This is a genomic window from Chitiniphilus eburneus (assembly GCF_005048205.1).
In the GTDB taxonomy this organism is placed as follows: domain Bacteria; phylum Pseudomonadota; class Gammaproteobacteria; order Burkholderiales; family Chitinibacteraceae; genus Chitiniphilus; species Chitiniphilus eburneus.
In genome coordinates, this window is sequence record NZ_SUMF01000011.1 from 23,842 (window position 1) to 48,779 (window position 24,938).

Below are 24,938 nucleotides of genomic sequence, written 5' to 3' on the forward strand. Positions count from 1 at the left end.
GGTGCCCGGTGCCTGCGCGGCCGGTCCGTCACTTTCGGGGTGACGGCGGTTTTTACGCAAGAAGGCTTTGATACAACGCCACGTATGCCGTCGCCGAAGCCGACCAGCCGAAATCCTGCTGCATGGCGTTGCGGCGCACGGCCTTCCAGTCGCGCGGCCGGCCCCACAACGCATAGGCACGACGAATGGCCGCGCTCAGGCCAGCCACGCTGAAGTCGTCGAAGACAAAACCGGTGGCGCTGTCGTCCGCCAGGTTTTCCAGGCTGCTGTCCACCACCGTGTCGCCCAGCCCGCCCACCCGCCGCACCAGCGGCAGCGCCCCGTACTTCAGGCCGTATAGCTGAGTCAGGCCGCAGGGCTCGTAGCGGCTGGGCACCATGATGACGTCCGCGCCGGCCATGATGCGATGCGAATGAGCTTCATCGTAGCCGATGGTAACGGCGACCCGCCCGGGATACGCGGCGACATTGGCGCGGAAGGCCGCTTCCATGTGCGGGTCACCGCTCCCCAGCAGGACGAACTGCCCGCCGCCTTCGATCAGGCGGGGCAGCGCTTCCAGCACCAGATGCAGGCCCTTTTGCTCGGTCAGCCGGCTGACCACGCCGAATATGGGCGCGTCGTCCTGGAGGTCGAGGCCATTGTCGCGTTGCAGCGCGGCGCGGCTCTTGGCCTTGCCGGCGGGCTTTTCCGCGGTGTACGGCACTTCGAGCAAGGGGTCGCTGGCCGGGTTCCACACCGCTTCGTCCACCCCGTTGAGGATGCCCGACAGGCTGGAACCACGATCGCGCAGCAGCCCGTCCAGCCCGCAGCCCTGGTCCGGCGTGGTGATTTCGCGGGCATAGCTGGGCGAGACGGTGGTGACGTGGTCGGCGTAGAACAGGCCGGCCTTCATGAACGACACATTGCCGTGGAACTCCACGCCGCTCACGTCGAAGAAATGCGGCGGCAGCGCCAGCTCGCCGAAGGTCCAGCCACCGAACACGCCCTGGTAGGCCAGGTTGTGCACGGTGAACACGCTGCGCGCCGGGCGACCGCGCGCCGCCAGGTAGGCCGGCGTCAGGCCGGCGTGCCAATCGTGCGCGTGCACCACGTCGGGCCGCCAGAAGCCGTCCAGCCCGCTGGCCAGTTCGGCCGCGATCCACGACAGCAGCGCAAAACGCCGGTGGTTGTCGCCGTAGTGTTCGTCGTAGGGGTTGCCCGGCCGGTCATACAGCCCCGGCGCGTCGATGACGTAAAGGCCGACCTCGGACCCCGGCAGCCGGGCGTACCAAAGGTGCACGCGGCCGAAGGGCGTATCGACATCGGATACGTCGCCTTCGCCGGCCAGCGCGGCGTTGATGGCGGGAAAGCCCGGCACCAGCACGCGCACGTCGACGCCAAGGCGGCTGAGTTGCGGCGGCAGGGCGCCGGTGACATCGGCCAGCCCGCCGGTCTTGAGCAGGGGATACAGTTCGGAGCAGACGTGCAGCACGCGCATGGGACGATCCTGATAGGAAGACCAGCGCACAGTGTGGGCGGCGCGCTTGTCAGCCGTATGAAATGCGGCGGGCATGGCCCGCCGACGGATAACGACGCCCCGCCCTGCCGGGCGAGGCGAACCGGCCTTGCTACTTTTGCAACCGCGCCAGCATGTCGCGGGTCACCAGCACCACGCCGCCTTCGCTGCGATAGAAGCGGCGGGAATCCTCCTCCGCGTTCTCGCCGATCACCGTGCCTTCGGGAATTTCGCAGGCCCGGTCGATCACGCAGCGGCGCAGGCGGCAATTCCGTCCCACCGTCACCTGCGGCAGGATCACCGACGAATCGATGGTGCAGAACGAATGCACCCGCACCTGCGAGAACAGCACCGAGTTGATCACCAGCGAGCCGGACACGATGCTGCCGCCCGACACCAGCGAGTTGAGCGTCATGCCGTGGCTGCCGTTATGGTCCTGGACGAACTTGGCCGGCGGCAACTGTTCCTGATAGGTGCGGATCGGCCAGTCCTGGTCGTAGACATCCAGTTCCGGCGTGACCGAGGCGAGATCGAGGTTGGCGGCCCAATAGGCATCCACCGTACCCACGTCGCGCCAGTAATCGCGCCCGTTGGGGTCGGACTTCACGCAAGACAGCGAGAACGGATGTGCGATGGCGCCGCCTTCCTTCACCACTTTGGGGATGATGTCTTTGCCGAAGTCGTGGTCGGATGTCTCGTTGGCGAGGTCGTCGTCCAGATGGCGGTAGAGGTAGTCCGCATTGAAGACATACACACCCATCGACGCCAGGGCGATATCCGGCTTGCCCGGCATGGACGGCGGATCGGCGGGTTTTTCCAGGAAATCGGTGATGCGGCGCTCTTCGTCGATATGCATCACGCCGAAGGCCGTGGCCTCCATGCGCGGCACTTCGATGCAGGCCACCGTGCATTGCGCGCCGGACAGCACGTGGTCCACCAGCATGCGGGCGTAGTCCATCTTGTAGATATGGTCGCCGGCCAGGATCACCACGTATTCCGGGCGGTAGCTGCGGATGATGTCCATGTTCTGGTACACGGCGTCGGCGGTGCCGCGATACCAGTGTTCCTCGTCCACGCGCTGCTGCGCCGGCAGCAGGTCGACGAACTCGTTCATTTCGTTGCGCAGGAATGACCAGCCCTTTTGCAAATGCCGCAACAGCGAGTGCGATTTGTACTGCGTCACCACGCCGATGCGGCGGATGCCGGAGTTCAGGCAGTTGGACAGCGCGAAATCGATGATGCGGAACTTGCCGCCGAAATACACCGCCGGTTTGGCGCGGTGATCGGTCAGCGCCTTCAGGCGCGAGCCGCGGCCGCCGGCCAGCACCAGGGCCACCGCCTTGTTCGGCAGTTGGCGCGCCAGTGTGGCTTTGTCGATCAGTTGAGATTCTTCCATGCGACCTTCTCCCTATTCACGTGAGGGGTCCGACGGTACGTTGCCACCGGACCAGCAGTAATCGTGCCTGTAAAAATCAGGTCACAACGGTTGGTTCGGTATGGCCCGTATATCCAGCGATGTCGGCCAGTTCGCGCGAGATGGCGATCAGGTCGGCCAGCGCCTGCTGGGTGGGAACGGTGTGTTGCGCGGCATCCGGTTGATAACGTTCAAGATAGACCCGCAACGTGGCGCCTTCGGTACCCGTGCCGGACAGCCGGTACACCACGCGCGAGCCCCCCGCGAACACGATGCGCACGCCCTGCTTTTGCGACACCGAACCATCGACCGGATCGGTGTAGGCGAAGTCGTCCGCCTGTTCCACCGTGAGCCCGCGCAGCGTCTGGCCCGGCAAGGCGGCGAGCCGGTCGCGCAGCGCGGCCATCAGCGCGTCGGCCCGGTCGGTGGCGATGCCTTCGAAATCGTGGCGGCTGTAGAAATGGCGACCGAAGCGCGCCCAGTGTTCCTCGACGATTCGGTTGACACTCTTGCCGGTGGCGGCCAGCAGATTCAGCCAGCACAGCACCGCCCACAGGCCGTCTTTCTCGCGCACGTGATCGGAACCGGTGCCGTAGCTTTCCTCGCCACACAGCGTGACCTTGCCGGCATCGAGCAGGTTGCCGAAGAATTTCCAGCCGGTGGGCGTTTCGAACGCGGGGATGCCCAGGTGTCGCGCCACGGCATCGACCGCGCACGAGGTGGGCATGGAGCGCGCCACGCCTTTCAGACCACCGGCATAGGCCGGCACCAGCGTGGCATTGGCGGCCAGGATCGCCAGGCTGTCCGACGGCGACACCACCAGCTTGCGGCCGACGATCATGTTGCGGTCGGCGTCGCCATCGCTGGCGCCGCCGAAGTCGGGTGCGTCGTTGCCGTCCATCAGGCCGATCAGCTCGGTGGCGTACGCCGGGTTGGGATCGGGATGCCCGCCGCCGAAATCGGGCAAAGGCGTGCCGTTGATGACGGTGCCGCGCCGCGCACCCAGCGTCTGCTCCAGCAGGCGGATCGCGTAGGGGCCGGAAATCGCATGCATCGCGTCGAAGCAGGCAGTATGGCCGGCGGCGAACCAGGCACGGATGGCGGCGAAATCGAATAGCGATTCCATCAGTTCGGCGTAGTCGGCCACCGGATCGATCACCGCTACCTGCATGGCGCCCAGCGTGCTGTCGCCGACGATGTCGATGTCTACGTCCGGCGCATCGACGATGCGGTACTCGCTGATCTGCAAGCTGCGCGCATAGATGGCTTCGGTCACTTTTTCCGGGGCCGGGCCGCCATTGTCGATGTTGTACTTGATGCCGAAATCGCCATCCGGTCCGCCGGGGTTGTGCGATGCCGACAGCACGATGCCGCCCGAGGTGCCGTACTTGCGGATCACCGCGCTGACCGCGGGGGTGGACAGCAATCCGCCCTGCCCCACCAGCACCCGCGCCGCGCCATTGGCGGCGGCCATCTTCAGGATGATCTGCACCGCCTCGCGGTTGTGGTAGCGGCCATCGCCGCCCAGCACCAGTGTCTTGCCGGCAACACCGCCCAGTGCGTCGAAAATGCTCTGGACGAAATTTTCCAGGTAATGCGGCTGCTGGAACACGCCCACTTTTTTGCGCAGGCCGGAGGTGCCGGGCTTCTGCCCTTCGAACGGCCGCGTGGCCACGGTCTTGATTGTCATATCGCTTCCTCGGAATGAAATGGGCTGGCGAAGAGGCCCGGCTCGCAGGCATCCTCGATCAAAACGGTCAGGCTACGCGCCGCCACGCGGCATTCGCCCTGGTGCAACGCGGAGTCGCGATCCTCGGTGCTGGCCAGCCGCACTCGCCAGCAACCCGGCGGTAGCCGGAATGGCACCTGGTTGGCGGAGGCGTTGATCAGCACCAGGAAAAACCCGGAGAGCTTCACACCCAGCGCGCGGCCGGCGTTGTCTTCCCAATCGTGGGGACGCAGCGGCTCGCCGGACGGGTTGAACCATTCGACGTCGGGAAAACCGCTTTCCCGCGCCTCGCCCTGCCACCATTCGCCGCTGGTCAGTACCGGGCACTGGCGGCGCAACTGCACCAGTTCCCCAATGAACTCGGCATGCAGTCCTTCGCCGGTACCCCAGTCCAGCCAGGTGATGTCGTTGTCCTGGCAATAGGCGTTGTTGTTGCCGCCCTGGCTTTGGCCCAGCTCGTCGCCGGCCAGCAACATCGGCGTACCGTGCGACAACAGTAGCGTGGCCAGCAGCGCCTTTTGCGCACGGTGGCGCACCAGGGCGATGCCCTCATCGGTGGTTGGGCCTTCTACGCCGCAGTTCCAGCTCTGGTTCTGGTTATGGCCGTCGCGGTTGTGCTCGCCGTTGGCGAGGTTGTGCTTGCGGTTGTAGCTGGTCAGGTCGGCCAGGGTGAAACCATCGTGCGCGGTGACGAAATTGACACTCGCCCATGGCTTGCGCATGTGATGCTGGAACAGGTCGCTGGAGGCTGCCAGCCGCTGGGCGAACTGCCCGCGCGTGACGCCGTCGTGCAGCCAGAAGCGGCGCATGGTGTCACGATACTGATCGTTCCATTCGGCCCAGCCCGGTGGGAAATGCCCGAGCTGGTAGCCGAACGGGCCGATATCCCAGGGTTCGGCGATCAGCTTGAGACGGCCGAGCAACGGGTCCTGTGCGATGGCCGACAGCAGCGGCGCGGCATCGGAAAAACGCGGCGTCCGCCCGAGTATGGGCGCCAGGTCGAAACGGAAGCCATCGACGCGGCAGGTGTCCGCCCAGTAGCGCAGGCTGTCCATCACCAGCTGGATCACGCGCGGATGGCCCAGGTTGAGCACGTTGCCGCATCCGGTCCAGTTTTCGTAGCCGCCCTGGCTGTCGAGAACGTAGTAGCTCTTGTTGTCCACGCCGCGCAGCGACAAGGTGGGGCCGAGGGCGTCGAGTTCGGCGTAGTGGTTGTAGACCACGTCGAGGATCACCTCGATGCCGGCCGCGTGCAGCGCCTTGACCGCATCGCGGAACTCCGACAGCGGCGTGCCGCCCTGGCCCGACCAGTAGTGCGCCTCCGGCGCGAAGAACGACAGCGTGTTGTAGCCCCAGTAGTTGGACAACCCCATGCGTTGCAGGCGCGGCTCGTCGGCATGCGCATGGATCGGCAGCAACTGCACGGCGGTGATGCCCATCCGCTTGAGGTGCGCGATCACCGCCGGGTGCGCCAGCCCGGCATAACTGCCGCGCAGCTCCGGCGGCAGCGCCGGATGGCGCATGGTCAGGCCCTTCACATGCGCTTCGTAGAGCACGGTGGCGGACCACGGCGTTTCCGGGTGGGCGTCGTCGCCCCAGTCGTACAGTTCGTCGATCACCCTGGCCTTCGGCGCCAGCGGGCCGTTGTCCACCGGGTCCGGGCTGTCGGGATCGCCCACGTCGTCGCCGTTGAAATCGGGATGATCGAGATAGCTGCCGATCACATCGCGGGCGTAGGGATCGAGCAGCAGTTTGTTGGCGTTGTGCCGATGCCCTTCGCGCGGCGCCCACGGGCCATGGACGCGGTAACCGTAGATCGCGCCCGCCGTCAGCCCTGGCACCACGCCGTGCCATACGCCATGCGTATTCGCCGGCAGGTCGTGGCGCGCGATCTCCTCGCGGCCATTGGCGTCGTACAGACACAGCACCACCCGCGTGGCGTTGCTGGCGAACAACGCGAAATTGACCCCCTCCTCCACGACGGTGGCGCCCAGCGGATACGGGTGACCGGGGGTCATTTCAGCCTCGTTGCAGGTAAATGGTGGCCAGCGGGGGAATGGTCAGCAGCAGCGATTGCGCCTGGTTGTGCGCCGCCACCGCCTCGGTTTCCGCAGCAACATTGCCGGTGTTGCTACCGCCATAGTAGCTGGAGTCGGTGTTCAGCAACTCCAGGTAGCGCCCGGCCTGCGGCACGCCGACACGGTAGCCGGTGCGCGGTACCGGCGTGAAATTGCAGACCACGATCACCGGCTCGCTGCCATCATCGGCATGGCGCACGAAGGCGTAGACCGAGTTGGCCGCGTCATCGCCGATCAGCCACTGGAAGCCCTTCGGATCGAAATCGACCGCGTGCAGCGCGCGCTGGGCACGGTAGACATGGTTGAGGTCGCGCACCAGCGATTGCACGCCGGCATGCCACGGGCCACCCGCATCCGGGTCCAGCAGGTGCCAGTCCAGGCTATCGTCGTGGTTCCATTCGCGCCCCTGGGCGAACTCGCCGCCCATGAACAGCAGCTTCTTGCCCGGATGCGCCCACATGAAGGCGTAGTAGGCGCGCAGGTTGGCGAACTGCTGCCAGGCATCGCCCGGCATGCGCGACAGCAGCGAACCCTTGCCGTGCACCACTTCGTCGTGCGATAGCGGCAACACGAAGTTCTCGGTGAAGGCGTACATCAGGCCGAAGGTCATCTGGTTGTGATGGTGCTGGCGATATACCGGGTCTTTCGCCATGTAGTTCAGCGTGTCGTGCATCCAGCCCATGTTCCACTTGAAGTGGAACCCCAGCCCGCCCATGTCCGGCGGCCGGCTCACCGCCGGGAACGCCGTCGATTCCTCGGCAATGGTGGTGGCCTCGGGGCGCTCGACCCCCACCGTCTGGTTCATGCGGCGCAGGAAATCGATGGCTTCCAGGTTCTCGCGCCCACCGAACTCGTTGGGCACCCATTCTCCCTCCTGGCGCGAGTAGTCGCGATACAGCATCGACGCCACCGCATCCACGCGCAGGCCGTCGATGCCATAACGTTCGATCCAGTACAGCGCATTGCCGATCAGGAAATTGCGCACTTCGTTGCGGCCAAAGTTGTAGATCAGCGTGTTCCAGTCCTGGTGGAAGCCTTCGCGTGGGTCCGAATGCTCGAACAGGTGCGAGCCGTCGAAATAGGCCAGCCCGAACTGATCGCTCGGGAAATGGCCGGGCACCCAGTCCAGCAATACGCCCAGCCCGGCGGTATGCGCGCGTTCGACGAAATAACGGAAGTCGGCGGGCGAACCGAAGCGGCTGGTCGGCGCATACAGCCCCAGCGGCTGATAACCCCACGAGCCGTCGAAGGGATGCTCGCTGACAGGCAACAGTTCCAGGTGGGTAAAGCCCATGTCCACCGCGTAAGGCACCAGGGTGTCGGCCAGTTCGCGGTAGGTCAGCCAGCGATTGCCGTCCTCCGGCGCGCGGCGCCAGGAACCCAGGTGTACCTCGTAGATCGAGACCGGCGCATCGAGCGCGTTGGCCTGGCGCCGCGCCTCGCTGGGCGCCACCCAGTCCGGCAGGCCGTTGATGCGCGACGCCGTGCCCGGCCGCAACTCGGCGGCAAAGGCGTAGGGATCGGCTTTCTGGTAGATCGCGCCGTAGCGGTCGGCGATCTCGAACTTGTAATTCAGGCCGGGCGACAGGTTGGGGATGAAGATCTCCCATATGCCACATTCGCGACGCAGCCGCATCACGTGGCGGCGGCCATCCCACATGTTGAAATCGCCCACCACCGATACGCGCTGCGCGTTGGGCGCCCAGACGGCGAAGGCGGTGCCGCCGATGCCTTCCAGTTCGCGCCAATGGGCGCCAAGACGTTCGTAGGGGCGCAGGTGCGTGCCTTCGGACAACAACCAGACATCCTGATCGCCCAGCACCGGTGGAAAGCGGTAAGGGTCTTCCAGTTCGACTTCCACGCCGTCCCAGGTGACGGCCAGGCGATAGGCGAAGCGTTGTTTGCGGCGGGCGATGGCGCCCTCGAAAAAGCCGCGCGGATCGGTGCATTGCAGCTCGGCGACCCGCCGGCCGGTCTTGGCGTCGATCACCGCCACGGCGGTCGCGCCCGGTTGCAGCGTGGCGACCGTCAGCCGGCCTTCCAGCTCATGCATGCCGAGCACGGCGAACGGGTCGGTGTGATTGGCACGCATTAGCGCATCGATCGTGGAAGCGGGAAGGTAATAAGGCATGTCGAAATCCGGGGAACTTGGGTTGGAATCGGCTGACGACCCGACATTGTTTTATAGCGCGTGGTGCAGAATTGATATTTGCTGCATTACAACATCAGTGCCACATTATCTCGTCGTGGCTTAAGCGACAACCGCAGTGAATGCGAGGTCAGCTTAAGCGTCAATTCAAGGAGGGCGGTGGTGAAAAAGACGCAATGGTGGCGTGGCGGGGTCATCTATCAGATTTACCCGCGCAGTTTTAAAGACAGCAATGGTGACGGTATCGGCGATCTGCCGGGTATCACCGAAAAGGTGGGCTACCTGAAGTCGTTGAACGTGGACGCGATCTGGATTTCGCCTTTTTTCAAATCGCCGATGAAGGATTTCGGCTATGACGTCGCCGACTATTGCGACGTCGATCCCTTGTTCGGCACGCTGGCCGATTTCGACGCGCTGCTGGCGGAAGTGCATCGCCATGATTTGAAACTGATTATCGACCAGGTGCTGTCGCACAGTTCCGACCTGCATCCCTGGTTCGTCGAATCGCGTTCCAGCCGCGACAATCCCAAGGCCGACTGGTATGTCTGGGCCGATCCGAACCCGGATGGCACCCCGCCGACCAACTGGCTGTCGGTGTTCGGCGGCAGCGCCTGGCAGTGGGACAGCCGGCGCCGACAGTTCTACATGCACAACTTCCTGGCCAGCCAGCCCGATCTGAATTTCCACCACCCGGAAGTCCAGCAGGCGCTGCTCGACGCGGTGGAGTTCTGGCTGAAACGCGGCGTCGATGGTTTTCGCTTCGATGCCTGCAACTACCATTTCCACGACAAGAAGCTGCGCAACAACCCGCCGGCCGAGCACGCGGACCACACTAATGTGTCCGATGTGAACCCCTACGGCATGCAAAGCCACCGCTACGACAAATCGCGCCCGCAGAATCTGCTGTTCCTGCAACGGCTACGCAAGCTGCTCGACCGTTACGGTGCCTGCAGCATGGGCGAAATCGGCGACGACGATTCGCTGGGAAGGCTGGCCGAATACACCGGCGGCGACGACAAGCTGAACCAGGCCTACAGCTTTACGCTGCTGACCGAGGATTTTTCCGCCAGCTTCATCGAGGAACAGGTGTCGCACATGGAGCGCGCCTTCCACCGCTACCAGGTACCCGGCTGGGTCTGCTGGTCGATCGGCAACCACGATGTCCCGCGTGTGCTGACGCGCTGGGGCAAGGATACCCAGGACCCCGCCTGCCCCAAGCTGCTGACCGCACTGGCCACTACGTTGCGCGGCTCCGCCTGCCTGTACCAGGGCGACGAGCTGGGCCTGCCCGAGGCGGACATCCCCTACGAGTTGCTGCAAGACCCCTACGGCAAGGCCTTCTGGCCCGACTTCAAGGGCCGCGATGGTTGCCGTACGCCCATGCCATGGCACAAGGACGCCCCGGCGGGCGGCTTTACCAATAGCCAGCCCTGGCTACCGGTGCCCGCCGCGCACCTGGCGCGCGCGGCGGATACCCAGGAAACACCGTCCGATTCCATCCTCAACTTCGTGCGCGCGTTCCTGGCCTGGCGTCGCGGCCAGCCGACGCTGATCCTGGGCGAGATCGAGTTCGTACGCGCGCCCGAGCCGTTGCTGATCCAGATTCGTACGCTGGGTAATCAGCGTCTTTGCGGCATGTTCAACCTGAGCGGCGCGCCGCAACGCTGGTCGCTGCCCAAGCAGTTGCAAGGTGCGCAGCCACTGGCGGGGCATGGTCTGTCCGGCGCGAGCATCGACGGCAAGGTATTGCAGTTCGCCCCCTGGGGCGGCGGTTTCTGGACCTTGTGAGCCGGTACGTCGAGGGGTTACGTCGAGGCCGCGGCAGCGACGTAACGCGCCAGTGGCGCGGGCCCCTCGCCGCGATGCCCCACCTTACACAGCGTGCGGAAAGTCGAGTAAAATACTCGGCCTTTCCCCCACCTCGCCTGCTCGCCATGCTCGACCGCCTGCGTGAAAACATCCGTGTGGTCTTCGACCGCGATCCCGCCGCCCGTACGGTCTGGGAAGTGGTCACCTGTTACCCCGGTTTTCACGCACTGAGCCTGCATCTGGTCTCCAACGGGCTGTGGCGACGCGACTGCAAGTGGCTGGCGCGCTTTGTCTCGCACCTGGGGCGCTTCTTCACCGGGATCGAGATCCACCCCGGCGCCACCATCGGCCGTCGCGTGTTCATCGACCACGGCATGGGTATCGTCATCGGCGAGACCGCCGAGATCGGCGACGATTGCACGCTGTACCACGGCGTCACGCTGGGCGGCACATCGTGGAACCACGGCAAGCGCCACCCCACGCTGGAAGCCGGCGTGATCGTCGGCGCCGGCGCCAAGATCCTGGGGCCGGTCACCATCGGCAGCGGGGCCAAGGTGGGCTCCAACGCGGTGGTGGTCAAGCCGGTTCCGCCCGGCGCCACCGCGGTCGGCATTCCAGCGCGGGTGATCGAGGCCGACGAGCAGCAGTCGGCGCGCGAGGAAAAGGCCGAGGCGCTGGGCTTCTCCGCCTACGGCATCTCCGGCGACATGAACGATCCGGTGGTCAAGGCCATCCACGGCATGCTCGACCACTCGGTCACCACCGATCACAAGATCGACGCCATCCTGAAGAAGCTGGAGCAACTGGGCATCGATTGTGCCGAGGAACGCGCCACGGCGGATCGTTTCGATCCCAACTATCTGAACAAGATCGTCGATTGAAGGCCCGCGCCGGCTCCGCAATACCCGAGTGAACGAGTCAGTCTTTTAGTTGACTAAAACACTAGGTTATTTTACGATACGCCCGAACCAAGCCACCCTGAGACACCGCGATGCGCCTTACCACCAAGGGCCGTTTTGCCGTTACCGCTATGCTGGACCTCGCCATGCGCGAAGCCAGCGGCCCGGTGACGCTGGCCGGGATCAGCGAGCGCCAGCATATCTCGCTGTCCTACCTGGAGCAGTTGTTCGGCAAACTGCGCCGCCGCGAGCTGGTGGACAGCGTGCGTGGTCCGGGCGGCGGCTATTGCCTGGCACGCCCGGCCGCCGAGATCACTGTGGCAGCCATCATCTGTGCCGTGGATGAACCGCTGGATGCCACGCAATGCGGTGGCAAGGAAAACTGTCTGGACGACCGTCGCTGCATGACGCACGACCTGTGGGCCAGTCTGAACCGCACCATCTACGACTACCTGTCGGGCATCACGCTGGCGCAGTTGCTGGCGGAGCAGCAGGAGAAGCAGCGCCGCAAGGCCGAATGTGCCGGCGTGCTGCATGACCAGCGCCACAAGAACATCGAACGTACCGGGGCGACCACGCCGTTGTAAGCGCCGGCCCCCGAACACGCACAGCATTGAATCGGCCCGGCAGGCCGAGACGAAAATTGGAGCAACCCGCCAGATGAAAACCCCGATCTACCTCGATTATTCCGCTACCACGCCGGTCGATCCGCGCGTGGCGCAACAGATGATTCCCTGGCTGACCGAGCATTTCGGCAACCCGGCGAGCCGTTCGCACGCCTTCGGCTGGGAAGCGGAAGCCGCGGTCGAGGAAGCGCGCGAACAGGTTGCGGCCTTGCTCAACTGCGACCCGAAGGAAATCGTCTGGACCTCCGGCGCCACCGAATCGGACAACCTGGCGCTCAAGGGCGCCGCGCATTTCTACCAGGACAAGGGCCGCCACCTGATCACGGTGAAGACCGAGCACAAGGCGGTGCTGGACACCATGCGCGAACTGGAGCGCGAAGGGTTCGAAGTCACCTACCTGAACGTCCAGGAGAACGGCCTGATCGATCTGGATGCGCTCCAGGCGGCCATCCGCCCGGATACCATCCTGGTATCGGTGATGTGGGTGAACAACGAAATCGGCGTGATCCAGGACATCGAAGCCATCGGCGAGCTGTGCCGCAGCAAGGGCATCATTTTCCATGTGGACGGCGCGCAGGCCACCGGCAAGATCGCGATCGATCTGTCGAAAGTGAAGGTCGATCTGCTGGCCCTGTCCGCGCACAAGACCTACGGCCCCAAGGGCATCGGCGCGCTGTATATCCGCCGCAAGCCGCGTGTGCGGCTGGAAGCGCAGATGCACGGCGGCGGCCACGAGCGCGGGTTCCGTTCCGGCACGCTGGCCACGCACCAGATCGTCGGCATGGGCGAGGCGTATCGCATTGCCCGCGAGGATCTGGGCACCGAGCTGGAACGCGTACGCATGCTGCGCGACCGGCTGTGGGCCGGCCTGTCGGACATCGAGGAAGTGCACCTGAATGGCGACCTGGAACGCCGCGTGCCGCACAACCTGAATGTCAGCTTCAACTTCGTCGAGGGCGAAAGCCTGATCATGGCGCTGAAGGACCTGGCGGTATCGAGCGGCTCGGCCTGTACCTCCGCCTCGCTGGAGCCCTCCTACGTGCTGCGCGCGCTGGGCCGCTCGGACGAACTGGCGCATTCGTCGATCCGCTTCACCATCGGCCGCTTCACCACGGTCGAAGACATCGACTTCACCATCAAGCTGATTCACGAAAAGATCGGCAAGCTGCGCGAACTGTCGCCGCTGTGGGAGATGTACAAGGACGGTATCGACCTGAACACCATCGAGTGGGCAGCGCACTGATTTGAGTGAGGCGTAAGGTGTGAGGGGCAAAACCCGAAGCACCCAGCGCCAGCGAATAGATATGGGATGGGCGAGCACGGAGCCGGGGTTGCACCTCACTCCTCTCCCCTCACCCCTCACTGGAGTAGCAACATGGCATACAGCGAAAAGGTCCTGGACCACTACGAACACCCCCGCAACGTCGGTTCCTTCGAGAAGGGCGACGAGACGGTCGGCACTGGCATGGTCGGCGCGCCGGCCTGTGGCGACGTGATGAAGCTACAGATCAAGGTGGGCGCCGATGGCGTGATCCAGGACGCCAAGTTCAAGACCTACGGCTGTGGGTCGGCCATCGCTTCGTCGTCGCTGATTACCGAGTGGGTGAAGGGCAAGACGCTGGACGAAGCGATGTCGATCAAGAACACCCAGATCGCCGAAGAGCTGGCGCTGCCGCCGGTGAAGATCCATTGCTCGATCCTGGCCGAGGACGCCATCAAGGCGGCGGTCGAGGACTATCGCAAGAAACACGGCTAACTACTGGTTCAAGGAGCTCCCATGGCACTCACCCTTTCCGAGCGCGCCGCCAGTCACGTCGCCGGCTTCCTCGCCCGACGCGGCAAGGGCCTGGGCGTGCGGCTGGCGGTCAAGACCGCCGGCTGCTCCGGCATGGCCTACAAGCTGGAGTTCGTCGATGTGGCCGCCGAAACCGATCTGGTGTTCGAAAGCCATGGCGTGCGCATCTACACCGATGCGAAATCGCTGCCCTATATCGACGGCACCGAGCTGGACTACGCCAAGGAAGGGCTGAACGAGGGGTTCCAGTTCAACAACCCCAACGTAAAGAACGAGTGCGGTTGCGGCGAAAGCTTCCACGTTTGATCTGACCGGCGCTCGCGCCCGAAGGGAGAAACGCAAGAGGGGGAGCGAAGCCCTTGCGGTGCGCCGCACCTGGAAATCGTTCCCTCCCCCGCGCTTCTCCCTTGTGCTTTCCCTGGCCGCAACATGACCTTCGATTTCTCCGCCTCCCATTTCGCCCTGTTCGAACAGCCCGAGCGCTTCGCCATCGACGCGCCCGCGCTGGACGCCCGCTATCGCGCTTTGCAGGCGCAATACCACCCCGACCGTTTCGCCAGCGGCAGCGACGCCGAGAAACGGCTCGCCCTGCAGATCGCCACGCGGGTGAACGAGGCCTATCAGATCCTCAAATCGCCACTGGCGCGCGGGCGCTACCTGCTGGGGCTGTTCGGCGTCGATACCCAGGAAGAAACCAATACGGCGATGCCGATGGACTTTCTGATCGCGCAGATGGAATGGCGCGAGCAGATCGCCGAGGCACGCGCCAGCGGCAATGTGGCGCGGCTGGAATCCCTGAACGCCGAGCTGCGCGACGACATTGCCGAACACGAAGCCGAGCTGGGCGCAGCGCTGGATGCCCGGACGCTGGATGCCGCCGCCATGGCGGTACGCAAGTTGCGTTTCCTGGAAAAACTGGACCAGGAAATCGGCGACGCCATCGAGGCCGCCCTGTTTTGATCGAACCGAAACGGGCGGATTGATCCGCCCGCCCCGCCCGAAGAGCACATCGACCCCATGGCACTACTGCAAATCTCCGAACCCGGCATGAGCGCCGCTCCACACCAGCATCGGCTGGCAGTGGGCATCGACCTGGGCACCACCAATTCGCTGGTCGCCACGGTCAAGAGCGGCAGCGCCACCTGTCTGCCGGACGAGGCCGGGCGCGCGCTGCTGCCGTCGGTCGTGCATTACGCGGCCGAGGGCGCGGTGACGGTGGGCTATCCGGCACAGGCACGCCAGAACCAGGACCCGGCCAACACCATCGTCTCGGTCAAGCGCTTCATGGGGCGTGGCCTGCATGACGTGGCCGACGCCGCCACGCCGTACCGCTTCGTCGATGAACCCGGCATGCTCAAGCTGGTCACCGCCGCCGGCGTCAAGAGCCCGGTCGCCGTGTCGGCCGATATCCTGCGCGCGCTGAAAAGCCGCGCCGAACAAAGCCTGGGCGGCGAGCTGGTGGGCGCTGTCATCACCGTGCCCGCTTATTTCGACGATGCCCAGCGCCAAGCGACCAAGGATGCCGCCACGCTGGCCGGCCTGAACGTGCTGCGCCTGCTGAACGAGCCCACCGCCGCCGCGATCGCCTACGGTCTGGACAACGCCGCCGAGGGCACCTACGTGGTGTACGACCTGGGCGGCGGCACGTTCGACGTGTCGGTACTGACGCTGTCGCGTGGCGTGTTCGAAGTACGCGCCACCAGTGGCGACTCGCACCTGGGCGGCGATGACTTCGACCACCGGCTGTATTGCTGGATCCTGGAGCAATCGGACCTGCGCAACCTGGGCGCGCGCGATACGCGCATGCTGCTCACCCGCGCGCGCGAAGCCAAGGAAACGCTGAGCGAACACGATGTCACCCAGATCACTGCCAAACTCAGCGACGGTACCGTAATCGACCTGGAACTCACTGCCGAGACCTTCCAGCAGATCACCGCGCACCTGATCCAGAAAACCATCGCGCCGCTGCGCCGCGCATTGCGCGATGCCCGCCTGACGCCCGAGGAGGTGAAAGGCGTGGTCATGGTCGGCGGCGCCACGCGCATGCCGCACGTGCGCCGCGCGGTGGGCGAGCTGTTCGGCCGCCCGCCACTGACCAACCTGGACCCCGACAAGGTAGTGGCACTGGGCGCCGCGATGCAGGCCAATGTCCTCGCTGGCAACAAGGGCGACGACGACTGGCTGCTGCTGGATGTGATCCCGCTGTCGCTGGGTCTGGAAACCATGGGCGGGCTGGTGGAGAAGGTCATCCCGCGTAACAGCACCATACCCACCGCCCGCGCGCAGGAATTCACCACTTTCAAGGACGGGCAGACCGCGATGGCGATCCATGTGCTGCAAGGCGAGCGCGAGCTGGTCAGCGACTGCCGCAGTCTGGCGCGCTTCGAGCTGCGCGGCATTCCGCCGATGGTGGCGGGCGCCGCCCGCATCCGCGTCACCTTCCAGGTGGATGCCGACGGCCTGCTGGCCGTCGCCGCCAGCGAGCAAAGCACCGGCGTGGCCGCCAGCATCACTGTCAAACCCAGCTATGGGCTATCCGACGACGAGATCGCCCGCATGCTCAGCGACTCGATGACCCATGCCGGCGACGACCTGCTGGCGCGCAAGCTGGCCGAAGCGCGCGTGGAAGGCGAATCGCTGGTCGATGCCACCGTGGCCGCGCTCGACAGCGACGGCGATCTGCTCGACGATGCCGAGCGCACCGCCGTGGAGACGCAGGTGGCCACGGTACGCACTGCGCTGGCCGGCGTGGACGCCGACCGCATCCGCCAGCAGGCCGAGGCACTGAACCAGGCCACCCAGGTTTTCGCCGCCCGCCGCATGGACCGCGCGGTCAGCCGCGGGCTCACCGGCCACAAGATCGAAGAGCTTTGATCCAGGAACCGAAGTCATGACCAAAATCACCGTGCTGCCGCACCCGGACCTCTGCCCCGAAGGCAAGGAACTGGAGGTGGAACCGGGCACCTCGATCTGCAACGCCCTGCTGTACAACGATATCTTCATCGAACATGCCTGCGAACAGTCGTGCGCCTGCACCACCTGTCATGTCGTGGTGCGCAAGGGCTTCGATAGCCTGGAAGCGGCCGAAGAGGAAGAGGAAGACCTGCTGGACAAGGCCTGGGGCCTGACCTCGGTATCGCGCCTGTCGTGCCAGGCCATGGTGGCGGACGAAGAGCTGGTGGTCGAGATTCCCAAATACACCATCAACCACGCCCGGGAAAACCACTGATGGCCTCGGATAGCCAGAACCGCGTCGTCGCCGCGCTCGGCGCAGCCGGCGTCCCGGCCGAGATCAGGGAGTTCGATGCGTCCACCCGCACCAGCGCCGATGCGGCCGCCGCCATTGGCTGCACTGTGGCGCAGATCGCCAAATCGGTGATCCTGCGGGCCAAGCAGACCGAACGCCATGTCCTGGTGGTTGCCAGCGGCGCCAATCGTGTCTGCGAGAAGACCGTGGCGCACCTGGTGGGCGAGAAGATCGGCCGCGCCGACGCCGATTTCGTCCGCGCCAAGACCGGCTATGTCATCGGCGGGGTATCGCCGGTGGCGCACGCCGAAACGCCGATCGTGCTGGTGGACGAAGACCTGATGCGGTACGACGAAATCTGGGCCGCCGCCGGGACGCCCAATAGCGTCTTTCGCCTGACCCCCGCCCAATTGCTGACGCTGACCGCCGGCCACGTCACCCGCGTGAAAGAGGAACAACAGCCATGAAATGGACCGACAGCCGCGAAATCGCCATCGAACTGGCCGAAGCCCATCCCGAGGTGGACCCGACCCGCATCAACTTCGTCGACCTGCGCAACTGGGTACTGGCATTGCCGGGCTTCGATGATGACCCCCGGCACAGCGGCGAAAAGATCCTCGAAGCCATCCAGATGAACTGGATCGACGAAGCGGATTGATTTGCGCGCCGCAGCAAAAATGCCGACAGGCGGGCATGCATGCCGACAGACCGTGTAGCCCGCACCAGCCTTGACCACCACGATTGGCCTCCGTTGGCATCCGTTTGCGGCTAAGACATGCCCGATTGACCCCGGTCCGGCATCTGATGCATAACACCGCATTGACGTTGTAATGTGCCGATGCGATGCAATCCCCACAAGCACCCGAAAACTCTCACGATCCGGCCATCGTCACGGCCGGGCGACTGGTACGCGATATCCGTACCGGGCTCGCCGTTGCGCTGGTGATGGCGCATGACGCCGGGGCCGGCGATTTCGTGCCGCGGCTGAGCGCCTTGGTCGAACAAGTGCAGAACGCCTGCGACCGCAGCCCCGATGTCGCTATCGCCATGATCCTGCTATGCCAGGAAGAGCCTTACGCCGTTCGCCATGCGGTGGACGTGGCACTGGTGGTGGAGCTGGCATTGCGCCGCGTCGGCCATGGCGCCAGCACACGGCGCTCCGTGGTTGCTGCCGCCCTGACCATGAACCTGGGCATGACCGAATTGCAGGACCAACTCGCCCAGCAGGATTTCCCCCCGACGCCGGATCAGCGCCAGCAGATCCAGATGCACCCGCAGCACGGTCGCGATCTGCTGCGCGCGCTGGGGGTCGCCGACACTCTCTGGCTGGACTGCGTGTTGCAGCACCACGAAATCCCCGATGGCAGCGGCTATCCGAACCGCCTGCGTGGCGAGCAGATCATGTTCGAGGCCCGTCTGATCGGGCTGGCGGACCGTTATTGCGCCCTGCTCACCCAGAGTGCCTGGCGCAACGCGCTGCGCCCGGACAGCGCACTGCAACAGACGCTGGCGGCCGGTGACATCGACAGCAAGCTGGGCCGGCTGCTGACGCAGACCCTGGGCGTCTATCCACCCGGCGCGGTGGTGCAATTGCTACGGGGCGAGATCGCCGTGGTGAAACGCCCCGGCCTGATCGAAAGCGCCCCGCTGGTGATGTCCCTGTTCGACGCGCACGGCCGCATCCTGGTCCATCGCGCAGAGCGCGATACCCGCCATGAGGAAAACACCGTGACCGGAGTGCTGGATTCGCAGAAAGTGGCACGTTACTTCCACCTGACCGAAGTCTGGGCCGAGGAAGCATCGGGCGCGCAACTGCGCCACTGAGCACGACCCATCCCCCAAAATGGAAACAGCCCCGGACGGGGCTGTTTTTCGTTGCCATGCCGCCGGATCAGTTACTCACCGGCGCCTTGCGATGCGGACGCCCCGCCTGGAACTCGGCCACGGTCACCACCCCGTTCTTGTCGGTATCCAGCGCATCGAAGCGCGACTCCACATGCTTGATGAAATCGGCACGGGTCACATCGCCGCGCAGCATCATCCCGGCATGGTGGAACCGGCCGTCACGCATGCCATGACGCCCGCCCTGGCGTTCCTCAGCGCTCAGCACGCCGTTCTTGTCGGCATCCATCCGCTGGAACCGCGCCTTGGCCATCTCCAGATACTGGCTCTCGGTGACGTCACCCCGCGGCTTGAACTGGCCGGCGTGAGTCTTCCAGGCCGCCTGGCGTTCTGCCTGCGTGACCACGCCATCCTTGTTGGCGTCCATGGCATCGAAGCGCGTCTCGGCAGCCTTGATGAAATCGGCCCGGCTGATATCGCGTAACGTGCCCTTGCCACCCCAGCCGTCACCCGCCATCGCGGCACCCGCTGCCAGCGCCACCACCATCACACCGATCGTCCAACGTTTCATGTTTCGCTCCTTCGTAGCAAAATCCCGGCTCGCGCCGGACCCTGGCTATAACGCCAGCCGACGCACCGGGTTGACGCCCGTTACAACACCGAGACAAATCAACACCACAAAGGACTGCCATGAAGTTCAGCGACCAGCTCGCCACCCTGCCCGCCATCGACCACCTGAGCGCCCTGGAACTGCTGGATGGCGACACCACGGTGGCGCGCATCGAAAACAAGCCCGGCCAGGCCGGCAGCCTGCGCGTCTACCACGCGCTGTACCAGGAATTCGGCGCACTCGACGCCATCGCCGCCGACCGCGGCCTGCGGCTGTATGCCGAACACACCGCCGATGCCGAAGCGAATCCCGGCAAACATCCCAACATCGACCGCCTGTTCGCACTGCGCGACGAAGGCAAGGCGCTGGCGGTACGGCTGATCGCCGTCTGACTGTCACTCACGGCGGTTGGCGCCGCTGCGGTGTTGACGTAGAATGCCGGACTTCGCCGGTGTAGCTCAGTTGGTAGAGCACCTGACTTGTAATCAGGGGGTCGCGAGTTCGATTCCTGCCGCCGGCACCAATAAAGCAATGGGCTGACTCGTCGGCCCGTTGCAGAGCCAGAAGAAAAGCAGAAGTTCTTCTAGTGCTCGCCAAGAAAAAGCCCGCTCAGAGCGGGCTTTTTCGTTTTCTATCGTGTCGTCTTACACGGCGGTGGCGTGACCCCGCCACCCGGACTCTCGCACTGTTTGATGTCGTCCTCAGTCTGGTCAACATGGCTGTGAGCTGCCCAAGGTTCATTTGCGGGGGAATGCCGCAACGCTTCTTCCATTGGCGGCCACGCAGCGGCCTTCCAGTCCAGGCCAAGCCCCAGGCGGCGACGGAATGTCAGGGAGCTACCGGGTGTGGGTTCGTCGCGGACCAGTTCACTGTTGCATTCGCGCTGATAGAGCACCCTGCTGGCCTGGCTCGCCTGACACCCGCGAGTGCCGCCAGCACCGAGCCGACCAGCTCGGGCTGCGTGGCGAGGCGGCCCGCAACTGTTCAAGTTTGCTCAGCCCCTGCATGCGCCCCGTCGTAGCAGGGGTCGTTCACCACAGCGAACTTGCTGGCTTCGTAGTGGCGGCCGATGTTGTCGGTGCAGCGCATGCGCCAGTCACGGATTTTCCAGTCGGCGAGCATCCGGTCGAATACATCGTGATTCCCACCATCGAACAGCCGGACCATCAGCAGTTCCGGCCGGGGTAGTTGAAGGTCGGGGGCCATGGTCAGGCCGCCTCGGGGCTGGTGTTCGTCGGCCTCAGCAGCCTGTTTGGCGTCACGCAGTTGTTGGGAGGGGAGCCTCTTTTCCATGTTGTTCTCCATATCGCAATATCGACTCATAAATTGCACTTGCAATACAAAGGTAAGGCATGGACATTGCATCCGTCAATCGCTTTTGCAATATAGTGAACGCCTAGCCGCTAGCCCTTCTGAGATGGTGGCCAGGACAAAGTCGTGCCGGCGAGGCTTATACGCTTCACCTCACGATAACCATATTTATAAAGTGGTCTTTGTCAGGGCGAGCAAAATACCGGTAAGATGCGAAAATCTTACTCCGTCTGGAAGTAGCCAGGATGTGGTGTATCCCCTGCCCGAAGTGTTCCTACGAACGTCAACCCACTGATACGGCGCCATCCAACGAGTGCCCACGTTGCGGCATCGTCTATGCCAAGTATCGGCCCCCGATGGATCGTACACCTCAGCGAAAATCCAACACTGGGTTGCGTTTTGCTTTGGTGCTTCTCGGCCTGACCTTGGTGGGGGCTTTAGCGCTTGTTGATGCGCCAGTCGCCACAAAAAGCCGTGATAGAGAAAAGAACACCACACCTGAATTTACCGCTGGCGTGGCGCGGGTCAATCTTTCCTATTCGATGAAGAATCCGGGCAGGGTGAAATTCCGCGACAGCTTTATGTCCCATGCCGCGCGGGGGCTGGCGTATTGCACACAGATGAACGCGCAGAATTCATTTGGCGCCTACACTGGGTTCAAACCCGCCATTGCGTTGAGTGACAACAGTATTATCCGGGCTGACCAATTGGATTCGGAGCGCTTCATGGCGTTGTGGAACTCCCATTGCTCCAACCCGGTACACAACTAGCTCAGCGACATCCCATCCGCTGGCCTGGGTTACATGCCGCCGCTGACGGCGACGATGCGGCCGATGATCTGCAATTCGTCCAGATGTTCGGCAGGAATGCGCCGTGCTGGATATTTGGCCTCGTTGTCCGAATGCAGGACCACGCCACCGCCCGCCTCTTTCAGCAGGCGTTTGATATAAAACTCGCCCTGCCAGATCAGGGCATAGACCTTGCCATCGCGGATGTCGGACTTGCGATAATCCACCACCAGGCTATCGCCGTCGCAGATGCGCGGTTCCATACTATCGCCTTCGGCAACGAGCGTCGCGGAATGCTCAGGGCTGATTTCCAGGCGATCCGCCCATGCTTTGCGGAACGCATTGCGCTGCCCCATTAGATCAATTTCCCACATGAGTTTGCCGTCGCCGCACGAGGCGCGGACATCCAGCCTGGGGATGAACACGTATTGCTCCTCCGCTAGTTCTTCTTCGTTTTCCCATACCTGCACGGGCCTGATCGAGGGCGGCGACGCTGCGCCAGCCTCGGCGTCGGTGCGCGGGCCAGTACCCTGTTCCAGCCACAAGGGCCGGCATTCCAGCGCGGCAGCCAAGGCTGCGATGTGCTGGCTGCCAGTGTTGCGCCCGGATTCGGCGGTGGCGATGGTGCTTTGCTTCAGTCCTGCCCGTTGGGCGACCTGTTGCTGGGTGAGTCCAAGGTCTTTGCGGCGGGCTCGAACGCGTTCGGCGAAGGTAGTCATATCGCGATTGTAATATCACAAAAAGTTGCATTGGCGATTTACATTTGATCGCATATGCGATATTTTGATCGCATGGACTGGCCCGCACTCATTCAAACCCTGGTAGCCCGTGGGCTGACCCACGAGCAGATTGCTCGGCAAGCCGGCTGCATGCCATCGCAGATCAGCACGCTGGCAAATGGTAAACGCGGTAAGCAGGTTTCCTGGGACATGGGAAATACGCTACTGCGGCTTGAGGGCGACACCCGTTCCTGGGTGCCGCCAGCGGCCAAGCCGCCCTAATCCCCCTTTTTCCTCCTCTGTGGCGTGTCTCCTACGCCCTGGTTCCCCGTGCCCGTTTCCACAGGCCGGGCTTTTTATTCCTGTTGCTGACGAGGCCCGTTGATGAGCCATGAATCCCGAAGAAGAGGGGTACGCGGTACGGTTGTTAAGTACCTGGTGCCATTTAAGCCGGCCGCTGCGATCTATCACGCGATCCGCGATGACGCCGGTGGCGCGCCGGCGCGAGCGCCGCGCCTGGAGCAATCGGCCCAGGCGCTGACGCGCAAGGTGTCGCCCATCTGTGGCATGCGCTCTCTGCGGCTGGATGAGACCGATACGCTGCTGGCAATGACGGGCAATCCGCGCATTTTGCGGGCGCTGGCGGTCCGCCACGGAGGCGCGGTGGTGGAGATATCCGGGGGTGACGTTGAGTTCGATGCACCACTGTTTACGCCGGTAGTGGGGCTGGCCAACGGATATGGCGATCTGGCGTCGACGCTGGCCGATCGCGTGGGGGGACGCCGCGGGTTCGCGCTGCGGCGCTGGCCCGCGTGCCACCGGCGCCAGCGGGCCTTTGCGATGCGATTGCGTTTGACCAAAGCCGATGGTGGCCGACCATGACTGACCCGTTGACCCAGGCGGTGGCGAGCACTGAGGCACGATGGTCAGCCAGTCCCGCCAGTGCCCAGCTATGGGCCGGTGTCATCCATCTTGCGATCCAGGATCTGCACTGGTATGTGCGGCGTTACGTCACCCGTGTGGACCAGTCGGCGCAGGCGTGCAATTGGGATCTGGTGCAGATGGAGCGCGATGGGCAGGACGCGCTGCGGTTTCTGTTTGGCCAGGACCGCGCGGCGCACGCGGCCGGTGTCTGCGATGTGCTCGATCTGCGGCTGGGTGCGATTCGGCTGGCGCTGGCGCGGCAGCTCGGCACCGATGTGGCGACGCTGCGCCGAGCCGCCGATGACCACCAAACGCGATGATTCGCCGCGCTACTACGAGGTGTGCGGGCGGTTCCGAGATGCCCGCGCCATCCATCACCTGCTGCCACGCCGCCGCCCGCCCCCACTTCAAGCACTTGTTGATTGACCTCGATGCGCTCTGCACGGAGAAAAGACGCCATGGCTGACCGTTCGACCTACCGCGACCCCACGTTCGATGAAGTCGCGCGCCGCGAGGAGGCGGAACAGCGTGCGGCCACCCGCGCGGCCAAGCGCGCCGAGTACCTGGCGACACGCCGTGCCGATCCCATTTACCGCCGCATGCGCGCGAGGCGTATCCGGCGCCTGGTTGCCGCCGCAATGTCCGGGCAGTGTTAATTCCACCCCCTGTAACGTTGATGAGAGACCGACCATGATTCCAGGAGTGATCGATGCGCCCATGGGCGCCGGCAAAACGCGCAACGCGGATGTGCTCCACCGGCAGTTTCCCTGCCGTGTGTTGATGGTCGAGTGGGGCAGCAGATCGCCGCTCCCGCCCAATGCGCTTGCGCTGACCAGGTGAACCCGCAGTACGACGCGCGGCGGGTCCGCGCGATGTCGCTGGCGGAGCCACTACCTCGCTCATGAGCCGGTGTTATTGAGATCCCTGCTCGCTGGGTGAGGTTGCGCCGACCTAGCGCGGAGTGTGGCGCCAGCAGCGCGAGGCGCGGTATATCACGGCGCTGGCGCCGATTGATCGGCAATTGGCCTATCTGGATAAGGTGGGCCAGCGGTACAGCGCCGATGCCCGGCTCCAGCTCGAAACCCTGCACCTGCTCAACCTGGCCAGCCGCGCCGAGCGCAATCGCTATCTGGAGGCGGTGGGCCGCGCGAGCGGCGATCAGGCCCGCAGGGCGCTGGAATCGAGTGTGTTGACCCACTGGTCGCAGCGGCCCAGGCCAGTGAAGTAACTCTGGTAACGCGCGCAACCCCGCCATGGCAAAGCAACTGGACGATAGCAGTACGCTCGACCTGCCCGGCGTCGCTTGCCCACAAGGCCGCCGGCGCACCAGGAAAGCGCTGAGGCGAGTGGAGATCCAGTGGGCCTATCGACAAGCGCAAGACACCCCGTCGATGACGCCTCGAGCCCCACGCCGGCAAGACGACGGTCGAAGACCGTTGATTGAAAGCGTCAGTGAGTACGCCGCCTATCTGTGCCGCATTTTTGGCAAGTAACGCGATGCCC

The 24,938-nt window shown here is 64.4% G+C and carries 26 protein-coding genes, 1 tRNA gene and 2 pseudogenes; 20 read left to right on the plus strand and 9 right to left on the minus strand.

What is annotated here, in order from left to right; genetic code table 11:
- Positions 1–52: 52 nt before the first annotated feature.
- The 5 genes and pseudogenes from glgA to glgB form a co-directional block, all read right to left on the minus strand.
- Positions 53–1,477: a glycogen synthase GlgA gene (glgA, locus tag FAZ21_RS11080; protein WP_136773514.1), complete on the minus strand. Its 1,425-nt coding sequence runs from the start codon at positions 1,475–1,477 to the stop codon at positions 53–55.
- 130 nt (positions 1,478–1,607) lie between these two features.
- Entirely contained in the window at positions 1,608–2,891 is a 1,284-nt protein-coding gene (glgC, locus tag FAZ21_RS11085) for a glucose-1-phosphate adenylyltransferase (protein WP_136773515.1), read from the minus strand.
- 76 nt (positions 2,892–2,967) lie between these two features.
- Positions 2,968–4,599, minus strand: coding sequence for an alpha-D-glucose phosphate-specific phosphoglucomutase (locus FAZ21_RS11090; protein ID WP_136773516.1), 1,632 nt, complete (start codon positions 4,597–4,599; stop codon positions 2,968–2,970).
- A complete protein-coding gene (glgX, locus tag FAZ21_RS11095) occupies positions 4,596–6,656 on the minus strand; it encodes a glycogen debranching protein GlgX (RefSeq protein WP_136773517.1) in 2,061 nt (686 codons plus the stop codon). Before glgX ends, FAZ21_RS11090 begins: the two co-directional genes overlap by 4 nt.
- A 1-nt stretch (position 6,657) precedes the next feature.
- Positions 6,658–8,823, minus strand: a pseudogene (gene glgB, locus FAZ21_RS11100) (1,4-alpha-glucan branching protein GlgB); the annotation flags it as partial.
- Between the two features lie 204 nt (positions 8,824–9,027).
- Between glgB and FAZ21_RS11105 the strand changes: the two are divergent.
- From FAZ21_RS11105 to FAZ21_RS11160, 12 genes are all read left to right on the plus strand, one after another.
- The gene (locus FAZ21_RS11105) at positions 9,028–10,653 is read left to right on the plus strand and encodes an alpha-amylase family glycosyl hydrolase (protein ID WP_136773518.1); all 1,626 of its coding nucleotides are present in this window, start codon (positions 9,028–9,030) and stop codon (positions 10,651–10,653) included.
- Between the two features lie 146 nt (positions 10,654–10,799).
- Positions 10,800–11,555, plus strand: a complete 756-nt coding sequence (gene cysE, locus FAZ21_RS11110) for a serine O-acetyltransferase (protein ID WP_136773519.1) — start codon at positions 10,800–10,802, stop codon at positions 11,553–11,555.
- A gap of 110 nt (positions 11,556–11,665) precedes the next feature.
- Complete coding sequence (gene iscR, locus FAZ21_RS11115) at positions 11,666–12,160, plus strand: Fe-S cluster assembly transcriptional regulator IscR (RefSeq protein ID WP_136773520.1); 495 nt, start codon at positions 11,666–11,668, stop codon at positions 12,158–12,160.
- 73 nt (positions 12,161–12,233) lie between these two features.
- A complete protein-coding gene (locus FAZ21_RS11120) occupies positions 12,234–13,442 on the plus strand; it encodes an IscS subfamily cysteine desulfurase (RefSeq protein WP_136773521.1) in 1,209 nt (402 codons plus the stop codon).
- Between the two features lie 132 nt (positions 13,443–13,574).
- Positions 13,575–13,955 carry a Fe-S cluster assembly scaffold IscU gene (gene iscU / locus FAZ21_RS11125; RefSeq protein WP_136773522.1) on the plus strand — a complete coding sequence of 127 codons (381 nt, stop codon included), beginning with the start codon at positions 13,575–13,577 and terminating at the stop codon, positions 13,953–13,955.
- A 21-nt stretch (positions 13,956–13,976) separates the two neighbouring features.
- Positions 13,977–14,300 carry an iron-sulfur cluster assembly protein IscA gene (gene iscA / locus FAZ21_RS11130; protein ID WP_136773523.1) on the plus strand — a complete coding sequence of 108 codons (324 nt, stop codon included), beginning with the start codon at positions 13,977–13,979 and terminating at the stop codon, positions 14,298–14,300.
- A 123-nt stretch (positions 14,301–14,423) separates the two neighbouring features.
- Positions 14,424–14,954, plus strand: a complete 531-nt coding sequence (hscB, locus tag FAZ21_RS11135; protein ID WP_136773524.1) for a Fe-S protein assembly co-chaperone HscB — start codon at positions 14,424–14,426, stop codon at positions 14,952–14,954.
- A gap of 57 nt (positions 14,955–15,011) precedes the next feature.
- Entirely contained in the window at positions 15,012–16,868 is a 1,857-nt protein-coding gene (gene hscA / locus FAZ21_RS11140; protein ID WP_136773525.1) for a Fe-S protein assembly chaperone HscA, read from the plus strand.
- Positions 16,869–16,884: 16 nt separating this feature from the next.
- Positions 16,885–17,223, plus strand: coding sequence for an ISC system 2Fe-2S type ferredoxin (fdx, locus tag FAZ21_RS11145; RefSeq protein ID WP_136773526.1), 339 nt, complete (start codon positions 16,885–16,887; stop codon positions 17,221–17,223).
- Positions 17,223–17,708 carry a YbaK/EbsC family protein gene (locus tag FAZ21_RS11150; RefSeq protein ID WP_169307366.1) on the plus strand — a complete coding sequence of 162 codons (486 nt, stop codon included), beginning with the start codon at positions 17,223–17,225 and terminating at the stop codon, positions 17,706–17,708. Before fdx ends, FAZ21_RS11150 begins: the two co-directional genes overlap by 1 nt.
- Complete coding sequence (gene iscX, locus FAZ21_RS11155) at positions 17,705–17,899, plus strand: Fe-S cluster assembly protein IscX (protein ID WP_136773527.1); 195 nt, start codon at positions 17,705–17,707, stop codon at positions 17,897–17,899. The genes FAZ21_RS11150 and iscX overlap by 4 nt, the downstream gene beginning before the upstream one ends.
- Positions 17,900–18,084: 185 nt before the next feature.
- A complete protein-coding gene (locus FAZ21_RS11160; protein WP_136773528.1) occupies positions 18,085–19,065 on the plus strand; it encodes an HD-GYP domain-containing protein in 981 nt (326 codons plus the stop codon).
- A gap of 67 nt (positions 19,066–19,132) precedes the next feature.
- Here FAZ21_RS11160 and FAZ21_RS11165 read toward each other — a convergent pair whose 3' ends face one another.
- Positions 19,133–19,654, minus strand: a complete 522-nt coding sequence (locus FAZ21_RS11165; protein WP_136773529.1) for an EF-hand domain-containing protein — start codon at positions 19,652–19,654, stop codon at positions 19,133–19,135.
- Between the two features lie 119 nt (positions 19,655–19,773).
- On the opposite strand from FAZ21_RS11165, the gene FAZ21_RS11170 reads away from it, so the two are divergent.
- Positions 19,774–20,085, plus strand: coding sequence for a DUF2322 family protein (locus FAZ21_RS11170; protein WP_136773530.1), 312 nt, complete (start codon positions 19,774–19,776; stop codon positions 20,083–20,085).
- A gap of 55 nt (positions 20,086–20,140) precedes the next feature.
- A tRNA-Thr gene (locus FAZ21_RS11175) sits at positions 20,141–20,216 on the plus strand.
- A gap of 461 nt (positions 20,217–20,677) precedes the next feature.
- Here the strand turns inward: FAZ21_RS11175 and FAZ21_RS11180 are convergent.
- Complete coding sequence (locus FAZ21_RS11180; protein WP_136773531.1) at positions 20,678–20,986, minus strand: hypothetical protein; 309 nt, start codon at positions 20,984–20,986, stop codon at positions 20,678–20,680.
- Between the two features lie 374 nt (positions 20,987–21,360).
- Between FAZ21_RS11180 and FAZ21_RS11185 the strand changes: the two genes are divergently transcribed.
- On the plus strand, positions 21,361–21,774 hold the full coding sequence (locus FAZ21_RS11185; RefSeq protein ID WP_136773532.1) for a hypothetical protein: 414 nt from the start codon (positions 21,361–21,363) through the stop codon (positions 21,772–21,774).
- 29 nt (positions 21,775–21,803) lie between these two features.
- Here the strand turns inward: FAZ21_RS11185 and FAZ21_RS11190 are convergent, their stop codons facing one another.
- Both FAZ21_RS11190 and FAZ21_RS21260 read right to left on the minus strand, forming a co-directional pair.
- Positions 21,804–22,337: a S24 family peptidase gene (locus FAZ21_RS11190; protein WP_246038608.1), complete on the minus strand. Its 534-nt coding sequence runs from the start codon at positions 22,335–22,337 to the stop codon at positions 21,804–21,806.
- Positions 22,338–22,340: 3 nt separating this feature from the next.
- A pseudogene (locus FAZ21_RS21260) lies at positions 22,341–22,511 on the minus strand (helix-turn-helix domain-containing protein); the annotation flags it as partial.
- Between the two features lie 384 nt (positions 22,512–22,895).
- Here FAZ21_RS21260 and FAZ21_RS11195 point away from each other — a divergent pair.
- The 5 genes from FAZ21_RS11195 to FAZ21_RS11215 all read left to right on the plus strand — a co-directional run bounded on the left by FAZ21_RS11195 (position 22,896) and on the right by FAZ21_RS11215 (position 24,928).
- Positions 22,896–23,393 carry a phage regulatory CII family protein gene (locus FAZ21_RS11195; RefSeq protein ID WP_136773534.1) on the plus strand — a complete coding sequence of 166 codons (498 nt, stop codon included), beginning with the start codon at positions 22,896–22,898 and terminating at the stop codon, positions 23,391–23,393.
- The gene (locus FAZ21_RS11200; protein ID WP_136773535.1) at positions 23,390–23,755 is read left to right on the plus strand and encodes a hypothetical protein; all 366 of its coding nucleotides are present in this window, start codon (positions 23,390–23,392) and stop codon (positions 23,753–23,755) included. The genes FAZ21_RS11195 and FAZ21_RS11200 overlap by 4 nt, the downstream gene beginning before the upstream one ends.
- Positions 23,756–23,893: 138 nt before the next feature.
- The gene (locus tag FAZ21_RS11205; RefSeq protein ID WP_136773536.1) at positions 23,894–24,091 is read left to right on the plus strand and encodes a hypothetical protein; all 198 of its coding nucleotides are present in this window, start codon (positions 23,894–23,896) and stop codon (positions 24,089–24,091) included.
- 305 nt (positions 24,092–24,396) lie between these two features.
- Complete coding sequence (locus FAZ21_RS11210; RefSeq protein ID WP_136773537.1) at positions 24,397–24,663, plus strand: DUF7696 family protein; 267 nt, start codon at positions 24,397–24,399, stop codon at positions 24,661–24,663.
- A gap of 25 nt (positions 24,664–24,688) precedes the next feature.
- Complete coding sequence (locus FAZ21_RS11215) at positions 24,689–24,928, plus strand: hypothetical protein (RefSeq protein WP_136773538.1); 240 nt, start codon at positions 24,689–24,691, stop codon at positions 24,926–24,928.
- The last annotated feature ends 10 nt before the right edge of the window (positions 24,929–24,938 follow it).